Source organism: uncultured Salinicola sp., assembly GCF_937921195.1.
Taxonomy (GTDB): domain Bacteria; phylum Pseudomonadota; class Gammaproteobacteria; order Pseudomonadales; family Halomonadaceae; genus Salinicola.
Map to the genome: position 1 here is coordinate 39,701 of NZ_CALFQK010000053.1, position 11,449 is coordinate 51,149.

Consider the following 11,449-nt stretch of genomic DNA (forward strand, 5'->3'; position numbering starts at 1 on the left):
CAGCTCCAGATCTCCTCAATCGGCCGGTGCGGGGTTGGCCTTCAGCCAGGCCCGCATCTGTTCTATCTCGGCCTGCTGGGCCTCGATGATCTTTTGAGCCAGCGCTCGCATTTCCGGATCCTTGCCGTGATCGAGCTCGACCTCGGCCATCGCCACTGCCCCCATGTGATGGGCCAGCATGCCGGTGGCAAAGTCGACATCCGGATCACCGCTGTTCGCCAGCTCCATGTCGTGCTGCATTCTCGTCGCCGCCTCACGGTAGGCCTCGCTGGCCTCGCTGGATTGTCCGGACGCGTCGGAACGGACCTGATGGTCACCATGACCATCGCCCTGCTGCTGAGCCAGACCACTGGCGGCAAACACCAGTGAGCCGGCGGCTGCGATACCGGCCAACCAGCGCCTTGAAGTCGTCATTCGTCAATTCTCCCCAGGGAAACATCCGACGCTAGCACCCTGGTGTCACCCATAGGTCAAGCGCGACCCGAGACGCTCGACTGTCGTTTCATCGACACCAGTCGGACCGGTCCCCGACCGACACGCGACTGGCGTCGCAGCGGTGCGGTTTGAGCCGCCGTCCGTGGGCGCCTATAATCTGCCGCTTCTCCGGCAGCGCCCGACAGGCCAGCGACATGACCATCACCGTTTACGGCATCAAGACCTGCGACACCTGCCGCAAGGCCCGCCGCCAGCTCGACGAGCTGGGTATCCCGTATCGCTATCACGACCTGCGGGAGGATGGACTCGATCCGCAACGACTGGATGCCTTTCTGGCCACCGCCAGCTGGCAGACACTGCTGAACACCCGCAGCACCACCTGGCGACAGCTCGATGCCGCGGACAAGGAGCCGCTGGACGCCGAGCGCGCGCGCGAGCTGATGCTGGCCAACCCGACATTGCTGAAGCGCCCGCTACTGCAGCGCACCGGCCCTGCCGGCCAGGACACTCTGATCGTCGGCTTCGATCCCGCCCGCTACGCGACGCTGGGCTAGCGGGCGAACTCGCGCCGGCCCACGACCTTCCACGACACCCTTTCACCGAACACGATGAGGAACCTGCGATGTTGAGCTTCGCGCTAGGAATCGGCACCCAGAACAGCCAGGGCGACTGGCTCGAAGTCTACTATCCGGCTCCGCTGCATCAGCCCGCCGCCGATCTCGTCGCCGCCGCACGCCAGGCACTGGGTGCCGATGCCAGCGAGGAAGTCGTCAGTTTCCTGCCGGAGCACGCGACTGGGCTCGCCGCGGCGCTGCGAACAGCTGGCGCCGCCGACCAGGCCGAACTCGCCGAGTCGCTCGTCGATGCCAGGCGCCCGCTGGTCGCGGTGTTCCTGAGCGACGACCATGCGCCGGCCAGCGTGCCGGAGGTCTATCTGAAGCTGCACCTGCTGTCCCATCGGCTGATCAAGCCCCATGGCGTCAAGCTCGATGGCATGTTCGGCCTGCTCAAGAACATCGCCTGGACCAACGAAGGCGCCATCGACGTCGAGGAACTCCCCGCGCGCCGCCTCAAGGCCCGCCTGGCCGGACGCCCGCTCTCGGTGGACTGCGTCGACAAGTTCCCCAAGATGACCGACTACGTCGTGCCCAAGGGAGTCCGAATCGGCGACACCGCCCGCGTGCGCCTCGGCGCGCACCTGGGCGAAGGCACCACGGTCATGCACGAGGGCTTCTGCAACTTCAACGCCGGCACCGAAGGGCCCGGCATGGTCGAAGGCCGTATCTCGGCCGGCGTGTTCGTCGGCAAGGGCTCCGACCTGGGCGCCGGCTGTTCGACCATGGGTACGCTCTCGGGCGGCGGCAACGTGGTGATCAAGATCGGCGAGAACTGCCTGATCGGTGCCAATGCCGGCCTGGGCATCCCGCTGGGCGACCGCTGCACCGTCGAGGCTGGCCTCTATGTCACCGCGGGCTCCAAGGTCACCGTGCTGGACGATCGGGGTGAAGCCGTGCAGACCGTGGCCGCACGCGAACTCGCCGGCCAGGACGACCTGCTGTTCATTCGTCACTCGGTGACTGGGCGCCTGGAGTGCCGCACCAACAAGAGCGCCGTCGCCCTCAATGAATCGCTGCACGCCCACAATTGATCCGACCCGACCGGCTGCCCTGGAGAACCGCATGCCCCAAGCGTCAATGACGACCGCGCCTTCCGACACGCTGGCACTGGCTCTCGAGTTGCTCAAGCGACCGTCGGTGACGCCGGACGATCACGGCTGCCAGGCGCTGATGATCGAACGTCTGGAGCGCATCGGCTTCCGGATCGAGCGGATGTCGATCGGCGGCATCGACAATTTCTGGGCCACCCGGGGCCAGCACGGCCCGATGCTCGCCTTTGCCGGCCATACCGACGTGGTGCCCAGCGGACCGGAGAGCGAGTGGCAGTATCCGCCGTTCGAGCCGCGCATCGACGAAGCGGGCTTTCTCTGCGGGCGCGGGGCCGCCGACATGAAAGGCAGCCTGGCGTCGATGGTGACGGCGGCCGAGCGCTTCGTCACCGCCCATCCGGATCACCACGGCAGAATCGCCTTTCTGATCACCGCCGACGAGGAAGGCCCTGCGGTACACGGCACCCGGGCCGTGGTGGAGCGACTGCGCGAGCGTCACGAGCCGCTGGACTACTGCATCGTCGGCGAGCCCTCCTCCACCAGCCACCTGGGCGACGTGATCAAGAACGGCCGCCGCGGTTCGCTGGGCGGCGTGCTGCGGGTGCGCGGCATCCAGGGCCACGTGGCCTATCCTCATCTGGCCCGCAATCCGATTCACCAGGCGCTCTCCGTCCTCTCCGAACTGGTCGACGAGCCCTGGGACGCCGGCAACGACTTCTTTCCGGCGACCAGCTTCCAGATCTCCAACCTGCATGCGGGAACCGGCGCCACCAATGTCGTTCCCGGCGAGCTGGAAGTGACGTTCAACTTCCGCTACTCCAGCGAAGTCACGCAGATGCAGCTGCGCGAGCGGGTCGAGCGGAAGCTGGCCGCCCACGGGCTCGATCACCAGCTCGACTGGACGCTCAATGGCGAACCCTTCCTGACCGCGGAGGGGGAGCTTCTCGAGGCGGCACGGCGCGCCTGCGAGACGATCACCGGCCACCGGCCCGCGCTTTCCACCTCCGGCGGCACGTCGGACGGACGCTTCATTGCTACACTGGGCACCCAGGTGATCGAGCTGGGCCCCGTCAACGCCACCATCCACCAGGTCAACGAACGCATCCGTGCCGACGACCTCGATACCCTGAGCCGCATCTACGAGACGATACTCGAGCGGCTGTTCGCCAGAGGAACCCATGGAGCGTTTTCCTGATATCGAAATCTACCTGGCCGTTGCCGACGTCGACGCCATCACGCAATGGCTGCGGCAGGCTCTGGACGACGACGCTCTGACGCTGAACCGGGCCGGCAAGGGAATCTGGCGCGGCAGGACCGCAGGCGCCGAGCGCGGCATCGGCATCATGCTGGTCGAACGGGCCGCCGATGGTTACGCCAGCCTGTGGTTCGACTGCGACGCCACTCCCTGGCCCAGGGATGCCGACTGCGCGCGTGATGCCGCTCGCGAGCTGGGTTGCGAGGCCCGCTGCTCGCTGGGTGGCTGGCAGCCCGGCGACGACCCCGATCGTTTCTGGCAGGTAACGCCGGACGGTCGCGAGAGCACCATAGAGTGGCCCGACTCGGGCCGCTGATCACGCCGTCGCCGCCATCACGCGGCCCATCCGACAGGGAGTCACTAACATGGCGGAATCCAAGCCAGTCATCTACGCCGCCATGGGCGGCAATCTGCTCATCGCGATCACCAAGTTCGTCGCGGCCGCCATCACCGGCAGTTCCGCCATGCTCTCCGAAGGCATTCACTCGGTGGTGGACACCGGCAATCAGATTCTGTTGCTGCTGGGCATGAAGCGGGCCAAGCGGCCTCCGAGCCCCCAGTTCCCCTTCGGCCACGGCAAGGAGGTCTACTTCTGGAGCTTCGTGGTGGCGCTGTTGATCTTCGCGATCGGCTCCGGCGTCTCCCTCTACGAGGGCGTGATCCACATCTTGCACCCCGAGCCGATCGAGTCGCCGCTGGTCAACTACGTCGTGCTCGGGCTGGGCATCCTGTTCGAGGGCGCGTCCTGGGCCTTCGCGCTCAACGAATTCCGCAAGACCAAGGGCAAATGGGGCTACGTCGAGGCAGTACACCGCGGCAAGGACCCCTCGATGTTCGTGGTGATCTTCGAGGACTCCGCCGCTCTGCTAGGCCTGCTGGTGGCGCTGGCCGGTGTCGCCCTCTCCCAGTGGACGGGGATTCTGCTCTTCGACGGTATCGCTTCGGTGATCATCGGCTTGATCCTTGGCGGCACCGCGATCTGGCTGGCCAAGGAGACCAAGAGCCTGCTGATCGGGGAGAGCGCCAACCAGCACGTGGTCGAGAGCATCCGCCGGCTGGCCGGGGATGCCGACGGGGTGGAGGGCGTCAACGAAGTCCTGACCATGCACATGGGCCCCAATTTCATCCTGGTCAATCTCAGCGTTCGTTTCGCCCGCGGAGCCACGGCGGAGCGCATCGAGCGTGCCATCGCCAGGCTCGACCGGGAGATCAAGCAGGCCCACGACGGCGTCAAGCGGGTATTCGTCGAGGCCGAAGCGCGCGCGGGAGTCGACGAAACCCCATCGTCCTCCGGCGCTTGACGAAAAACCCCCGGAGGCAGGCCTCCGGGGGTCGGTCATCGGGCAATCCAGCCGAGGCTGTCAGGTGATGACGGTGACGTCATCCGCCTGCAGGCCGCGGTCGTTCTCGATCACGTGGTAACGGACCTTCTGTCCTTCGGCGAGAGTCCGGTGGCCCTTGCCCCGGATCGCCCGAAAGTGCACGAACACGTCCTCGCCGTCGGCGCGCGTGATGAAGCCATAGCCTTTATTGACATTGAACCATTTGACTTCACCCAGCTCGCGATCGTCGTTCTCCACGTCCGCCAGCATGGCAGCCGTGACCGCGCGTGGGGTCGCTGGCGCCAGCAGAGCCATGGCCAACGTGCCCAGCCACAGAACGATGAAGACGGCGATCACCGTCGCGCCATACATCGCCGAGACACCTTCCACGTTCAAGAACCAGGTCAGGTCGGTGGCCAGCATGCTGCTGATCAGCGTGATCAAAAGACCGATCAGCAATGGCGAAGGTATCGAGAGGAGTAGACTGATCAGCGTACAACGCAAAATTATCTTGCTATTCATGGATTCTCATATCTCTGGACGTCGGAACAAGGAAAACCCACCGCGCCTTATCGGCCAGCGGAGACGGTTTTCATACCCAATATCGTTAATCGACTTTCACTAACTACGATTCCACCAGCTACCGTTTCACTCATTACTAAAGGTGCCGTGAATGAAAGATGACACACAGCGTCGGCAGTCTAGCACGGTCGAGACGCCCTCGCGTACGACCTCGGAAGCTCGCCTCGACGCGCTCGAGAGCCGCCTGACATTCCAGGAAGACTGGCTGGAAACGCTCGACCGCCTGGTGAGACAGCAGGCGACCGAGCTCGAACGACTCGGCCGCGTCAATGCGCTGATGCGCGAACGGCTCAGCGAGCAGCGTCAGGCCATCGACGAACTGGGCGGCGAGATGCCGCGCCCCGAGGATGAACTGCCGCCGCACTATTGAGCCAAGCTAAGCCGCGAGCCGCGAGCCGCGAGCCGCGAGCCGCGAAATCAGGGTGCCGCAGCCCTGAATGCAACATGCCAGCGACGATATCGTCGCTGGCATGTTGCGTTCAGGGCTCTTGCCCTTTCTTGCCGCTTATCTCTTCCAGGCGCGCAGCGCCGCTCATACCGCTCCGGGCGACGCCCGACTTAGAGCTCGTCCAGAAACCGCTCTGCGTCCAGCGCTGCCATGCAGCCGCTGCCAGCCGAGGTAATGGCCTGGCGATAGACGTGATCCATGACGTCGCCCGCCGCGAACACGCCAGGAACGCTGGTCGCCGTCGCGTTACCTTCCAGACCGGACTGCACGCGAATATAGCCGTTGGCCATGTCGATCTGCCCTTCGAAGATGCCAGTATTCGGCGTGTGGCCGATGGCGATGAAGACGCCCATGGCATCGATCTGCCTGGTCTCTCCCGTCAACGTGGATCGGAGCCGCGCGCCGGTGACACCGCTGCCGTCGCCCAGCACCTCGTCGAGGGTATGGTTCCACTCGATCGCCATGTTGCCGTTCTCGACCTTCTCGAAAAGGCGATCCTGCAGGATCTTCTCGCCGCGCAGGCTGTCGCGCCGGTGCACCAGCGTGACCTTCGAGGCGATATTGGAGAGATACAGCGCCTCTTCCATCGCGGTGTTGCCGCCACCGACGACGACGACGTGCTGATTGCGATAGAAGAAACCGTCGCAGGTCGCACAGGCCGACACGCCCTGCCCCATGAACTGCTGCTCGGAAGGCAACCCGAGATAACGGGCGCTGGCCCCGGTGGCGATGATCAGCGCATCGCAAGTATAGGTGCCGTTGTCCCCCTTGAGGGTGAACGGCTTCTCGCGCAGCTCGACCTCGTTGATGTGATCGAACAGCACTTCCGTCTGGAAGCGCTCGGCGTGCTTGCGCATGCGCTCCATCAGCTCCGGACCTTGCACGCCCTCGTCGTCGCCGGGCCAGTTGTCCACGTCGGTGGTGGTGGTCAACTGACCGCCAGCCTGCATACCGGTGATCAGCAACGGCTTGAGATTGGCCCGTGCCGCGTAGACCGCCGCCGTGTAGCCTGCCGGCCCGGAGCCCAGAATAATCAGACGTTCGTGACGCGCATCGCTCATGACTACCTCGATTCAGATCAACGATTCGGTTGGTAAGTATCGTTACTCAACACCCTGTGGCATATCCCGAACCCGAGTCATGCCACAGGGCACTGCGATCGGCAGGCATGATACCAGAAACGACAGAGGCGGCCCGATGGGCCGCCTCCGGCATCATGCCGCTCAGGAAATACCGGATAAATTGACGAGCAGGCTGCAGCGCGGCGATTCGCCTGCACAGACATTTATGCAGTGTTTCCCTTACAGGTTGCCGGCGTAGGTGCCCAGGTACTTGGCCACGCCCTCGGCGGTGTCCTTCATACCTTCCTGGCCCTCTTCCCAGCCCGCCGGGCAGACTTCGCCGTGGGTCTGGTGGTACTTGAGTGCCTTGACCATGCGCAGCATCTCGTCGACGTTGCGGCCCAGCGGCAGGTTGTTGACCGTCTGGTGCTGGACGACGCCATCTTCATCGATCAGGAAGGAGGCGCGCAGCGCAACGCCGGCTTCCGGGTGCTCGATGCCATAGGCCTGGCAGATCTCGTGCTTGACGTCGGCCACGACAGGGAAGCCGACTTCGCCGATGCCGCCAGCGTCCGGCGAGGTCTTGCGCCAGGCGTGGTGGGTGTACTGGGAGTCGATGGAGGCACCGATCACCTCGACGCCGAGCTCCTTGAACTTCGCCAGACGGTTGTCGTGGGCGATGATCTCGGACGGGCAGACGAAGGTGAAGTCCAGCGGCCAGAAGAACAGCACGCGCAGCTTGCCGTTGCTGTCGGACAGGCGGAAGTCATCCTTGATGGAACCGTCGGGCATCACCGCGGCAGTTTCGAAATCCGGGGCTTGGCGTCCTACGAGTACGCTCATTGGGCATCTCCTGTATTGAGTCGTCGTGTGATGGCGAATTTTGGAGGGGTCAGACTAAAGGCTAACCACTCATGGGCCAATTTGATTGGCGTAATGGATCATATAGCAATTGGCTATCGAATCTCTTCGCTCTTCCTATCGGGCCCGGGCTCATACCACATCGTCGTCGCTGGCCAGTGTCACGCCTTGCAGCTCCCCCGAGAGGGTCGTCTCGACCACGACATGAATCGGCTGACAGCAGATCGCGCAGTCCTCCCAGGTGTCGTAACCGCCCGCGCTCAGATCCAGTAGCAACGAGAACGGCGCATCGCAGTAGGGGCAGTGGACAGGCCAATCGACGAGCGAATCCTGTGACATGGGTCATCTCCAGCGCTGTGGTTGCCCGGCAGAGTGTCTCGCCACGAGCTACGCTGAAGTTGGTGGCGATGGGACGCGCTTTCAAGGTCGTACCGGACGCGTACCGGACGATAGTCGTGAAGCATCCGATTGAAAATACATGTTATCGTGCCCATGATGATTGTCGACAACCTGTTCGTCGACAGCTGCCGACGGCAGCCAAGGTCTCTCGCCGGGCACGGCAGCAGAGCCCGGACAAGCCCAGACAAAAGAGTGGTGTACAGACACCCCATCGAAAGACGGTCGACAGCCGGCAGCACGCTCTCGGACCGTCGCCAAGGAACCTGACAGGCTAGCTGGCGCCCGACTCCAGGGGCCAGCTGCCGCCATGAGGAGGAACCCCCCGATGTCTACCGACCCGAGTCATACGCTAGCGACGCTCGACGTCAACGGCACGACTTTCCATTACTACAGTCTGCCCAAGGCGGCCGAGACGCTCGGCAACATCGACAAGTTGCCGATGACACTCAAGGTGCTGCTGGAAAACCAGTTGCGCTACGCCGACGACCCCACCGTGGCCGAAGAGGATATCCAGGCGCTGGCCGACTGGCTCAAGGAAGGCAGATCGACTCGCGAAATCGGCTATCGCCCCGCGCGCGTTCTGATGCAGGATTTCACCGGCGTCCCCGGCGTCGTCGATCTCGCCGCCATGCGCGATGCGGTCAAGAAACTGGGCGCCAAGGCGGATCGCATCAATCCGTTGTCGCCGGTGGACCTGGTCATCGACCACTCCGTCATGGTCGACCATTTCGGCGATGCCTCCGCGTTCAAGGACAACGTCGCCATGGAGATGGAACGTAACCTGGAGCGCTACGAGTTCCTGCGCTGGGGCCAGAAAGCGTTCGACAATTTCCGCGTCGTGCCGCCGGGCACCGGCATCTGCCACCAGGTCAACCTGGAGTATCTCGGCAAGACCGTGTGGACCAAGGAGATCGACGGCAAGACCTACGCCTTCCCGGACACGCTGGTCGGTACCGACTCCCACACCACCATGATCAACGGCCTGGGCATCCTCGGCTGGGGCGTGGGCGGTATCGAGGCCGAAGCCGCCATGCTCGGTCAGCCGGTGTCGATGCTGATCCCCGAAGTCGTCGGTTTCAAGCTGACCGGTAAGCTCAAGGAGGGCATCACCGCCACCGACCTGGTGCTGACCGTCACCCAGATGCTGCGCAAGAAAGGCGTGGTGGGCAAGTTCGTCGAATTCTACGGCGACGGCCTCAACGACCTGCCGCTGGCCGATCGCGCCACCATCGCCAACATGGCCCCGGAATACGGCGCCACCTGCGGCTTCTTCCCGGTCGACGACGAGACGCTCAACTATCTGCGCCTGACCGGCCGCGAGGAAGACCAGATCGAACTGGTCAAGGCCTATACCCAGGCCCAGGGCCTGTGGCGCGAACAGGGTGCCGAACCGACGTTCACCGATTCGCTGGCGCTGGACATGGGGGAAGTGGAAGCCTCGCTGGCCGGACCCAAGCGCCCGCAGGATCGCGTCGCGCTCTCCGACATGAAATCCACCTTCGAGAAGCTGATGGACGGCGACAAGCCGGACGCCTCGACCGAAGAGCAGGGCAAGTGGATGTCGGAAGGCGGAGACACGGCTGTCGGCGCGCCCCCGGCTGACGACGAGACCGACCGGAACGGCAGCGAATATCGTACCGACGCCAGCCAGGACGTGGAGTACGACGGCGAGAAGTTCTCGCTCGACCACGGTGCCGTGGTGATCGCAGCCATCACCTCCTGCACCAACACCTCCAACCCCAGCGTGATGATGGCCGCCGGCCTGCTGGCGCGAAAGGCCAAGGAGAAAGGACTCGACACCAAGCCGTGGGTCAAGACCTCGCTCGCGCCCGGTTCCAAGGTCGTGACCGACTATCTGGCAGCCGGTGGCGTCCAGGACGATCTCAATGCGCTGGGCTTCAACCTGGTCGGTTACGGCTGCACCACCTGTATCGGCAACTCCGGCCCGCTGCCCGGACCGATCGAGAAGGCGGTCAACGACGGCGACCTGACCGTCGCCTCGGTGCTCTCCGGCAACCGCAACTTCGAAGGCCGTGTGCATCCCTTGGTCAAGACCAACTGGCTGGCCTCTCCGCCCCTGGTCGTCGCCTACGCGCTGGCCGGCAACGTCCGCAAGGATCTGTCGAAGGAGCCGCTGGGTGAAGGCAAGGATGGCAAGCCCGTCTACCTGAAGGATATCTGGCCCTCCCAGGCCGAGATCGCCGAGGCGGTCGAAAAGGTCAAGACCGAGATGTACCGCAAGGAGTACGCGGAGGTCTTCGACGGCGACGAGATCTGGCAGTCGATCGAGTTCCCGGAGAGCGAGGTCTACGCCTGGTCCAAGGACTCCACCTACATCCAGCATCCGCCGTTCTTCGAAGGCATGGAAAAAGAGCCGAAACCGGTCGAGGACGTCACCAACGCCCGCGTGCTGGCCAAGCTGGGCGACTCCGTCACCACCGACCACATCTCGCCGGCCGGCTCGATCAAGCCGGACAGCCCCGCCGGCAAGTACCTGCAGGAAAACGGCGTGGCGGTGAAGGATTTCAACTCCTACGGCTCGCGTCGCGGCAACCACGAAGTGATGATGCGCGGCACCTTCGCCAACGTCCGTATCCGCAACGAGATGCTGGAGAACGTCGAGGGCGGCTACACCCGCCACGTGCCCAGCGGCGAGCAGATGTCGATCTACGACGCGGCGATGAAGTATGCCGAGGACGACACCCCGCTGGTGATCATCGCCGGCAAGGAGTACGGCACCGGCTCCTCCCGCGACTGGGCCGCCAAGGGCACGCGACTGCTTGGCGTGCGCGCCGTCATCACCGAGTCCTACGAGCGGATCCATCGCTCCAACCTGATCGGCATGGGCGTGCTGCCGCTGCAGTTCCCCGAGGGCGAAAGCCGCGAGACGCTGGGGCTCACCGGCGACGAGACCATCTCCATCGAGGGTCTGACGGATCTTTCTCCGGGCGCCACCGTCAAGGTGACCATTGCCGGCGACAAGGGCGAGAAGAAGATCGACGCGCTCTGCCGCATCGACACCGCCAACGAGCTGGAGTACTACCGTCACGGCGGTATTCTCCACTACGTACTGCGCAGCATGCTGTAAGCGCGTAGCGCGTCGTTTGAATGGCAGTCAGCGAAGCCCCACCGATCGGTGGGGCTTTTTCGTGGATCCTGTGCCAGACGGACGAGGCGACTCATTTCATCTCCTCGTATTTACCACTGACCGGGCACCAACCTCCCTTCTGCTCATGGTCGTGAGGGGCAAGCCCCTCACACTCCCCTTCTTGACGCCTCTCGAGCGTGGAGAGAAATATCCATCAACGAACAAGCCCCGCTCTCGGGCGGGGCTTGTTCGTAGCTCGTAGCTCGTAGCTCGTAGCTCGTAGCTCGTAGCTCGTAGCTCGTAGCTCGTAGCTCGTAGCTCGTAGCTCGTAG

The 11,449-nt window shown here is 64.1% G+C and carries 12 protein-coding genes; 7 read left to right on the forward strand and 5 right to left on the reverse strand.

What is annotated here, in order from left to right:
• Positions 1-15: 15 nt before the first annotated feature.
• Entirely contained in the window at positions 16-414 is a 399-nt protein-coding gene (locus Q0602_RS04795; RefSeq protein WP_298839675.1) for a DUF305 domain-containing protein, read from the reverse strand.
• A gap of 215 nt (positions 415-629) precedes the next feature.
• Between Q0602_RS04795 and Q0602_RS04800 the strand changes: the two genes are divergently transcribed.
• From Q0602_RS04800 to Q0602_RS04820, 5 genes are all read left to right on the forward strand, one after another.
• Positions 630-989, forward strand: a complete 360-nt coding sequence (locus Q0602_RS04800; protein WP_298839678.1) for an ArsC family reductase — start codon at positions 630-632, stop codon at positions 987-989.
• 68 nt (positions 990-1,057) lie between these two features.
• Positions 1,058-2,083 (forward strand): 2,3,4,5-tetrahydropyridine-2,6-dicarboxylate N-succinyltransferase, encoded by a 1,026-nt coding sequence (gene dapD, locus Q0602_RS04805; protein ID WP_298839681.1) that lies wholly within the window; start codon positions 1,058-1,060, stop codon positions 2,081-2,083.
• Positions 2,084-2,114: 31 nt separating this feature from the next.
• On the forward strand, positions 2,115-3,296 hold the full coding sequence (gene dapE / locus Q0602_RS04810) for a succinyl-diaminopimelate desuccinylase (RefSeq protein ID WP_298839683.1): 1,182 nt from the start codon (positions 2,115-2,117) through the stop codon (positions 3,294-3,296).
• Positions 3,280-3,672 (forward strand): hypothetical protein, encoded by a 393-nt coding sequence (locus Q0602_RS04815; RefSeq protein ID WP_295039533.1) that lies wholly within the window; start codon positions 3,280-3,282, stop codon positions 3,670-3,672. Before dapE ends, Q0602_RS04815 begins: the two co-directional genes overlap by 17 nt.
• A 49-nt stretch (positions 3,673-3,721) precedes the next feature.
• Entirely contained in the window at positions 3,722-4,657 is a 936-nt protein-coding gene (locus tag Q0602_RS04820; protein WP_298839687.1) for a cation diffusion facilitator family transporter, read from the forward strand.
• 60 nt (positions 4,658-4,717) lie between these two features.
• Here Q0602_RS04820 and Q0602_RS04825 read toward each other — a convergent pair whose 3' ends face one another.
• Positions 4,718-5,200: a cold-shock protein gene (locus Q0602_RS04825; RefSeq protein ID WP_295039540.1), complete on the reverse strand. Its 483-nt coding sequence runs from the start codon at positions 5,198-5,200 to the stop codon at positions 4,718-4,720.
• Between the two features lie 151 nt (positions 5,201-5,351).
• Here Q0602_RS04825 and Q0602_RS04830 point away from each other — a divergent pair, with 151 nt between their 5' ends.
• Complete coding sequence (locus tag Q0602_RS04830; RefSeq protein ID WP_298839690.1) at positions 5,352-5,630, forward strand: SlyX family protein; 279 nt, start codon at positions 5,352-5,354, stop codon at positions 5,628-5,630.
• A gap of 188 nt (positions 5,631-5,818) precedes the next feature.
• On the opposite strand, the gene trxB is transcribed toward Q0602_RS04830, so the two are convergent.
• From trxB to Q0602_RS04845, 3 genes are all read right to left on the reverse strand, one after another.
• The gene (gene trxB, locus Q0602_RS04835; protein ID WP_298839693.1) at positions 5,819-6,769 is read right to left on the reverse strand and encodes a thioredoxin-disulfide reductase; all 951 of its coding nucleotides are present in this window, start codon (positions 6,767-6,769) and stop codon (positions 5,819-5,821) included.
• Positions 6,770-7,009: 240 nt separating this feature from the next.
• Complete coding sequence (locus tag Q0602_RS04840) at positions 7,010-7,612, reverse strand: peroxiredoxin (protein ID WP_110602207.1); 603 nt, start codon at positions 7,610-7,612, stop codon at positions 7,010-7,012.
• Positions 7,613-7,762: 150 nt separating this feature from the next.
• Positions 7,763-7,969, reverse strand: a complete 207-nt coding sequence (locus tag Q0602_RS04845) for a CPXCG motif-containing cysteine-rich protein (protein ID WP_298839696.1) — start codon at positions 7,967-7,969, stop codon at positions 7,763-7,765.
• Positions 7,970-8,354: 385 nt separating this feature from the next.
• On the opposite strand from Q0602_RS04845, the gene acnA reads away from it, so the two are divergent.
• Positions 8,355-11,117 carry an aconitate hydratase AcnA gene (gene acnA, locus Q0602_RS04850; RefSeq protein ID WP_298839699.1) on the forward strand — a complete coding sequence of 921 codons (2,763 nt, stop codon included), beginning with the start codon at positions 8,355-8,357 and terminating at the stop codon, positions 11,115-11,117.
• Positions 11,118-11,449: the final 332 nt, after the last annotated feature.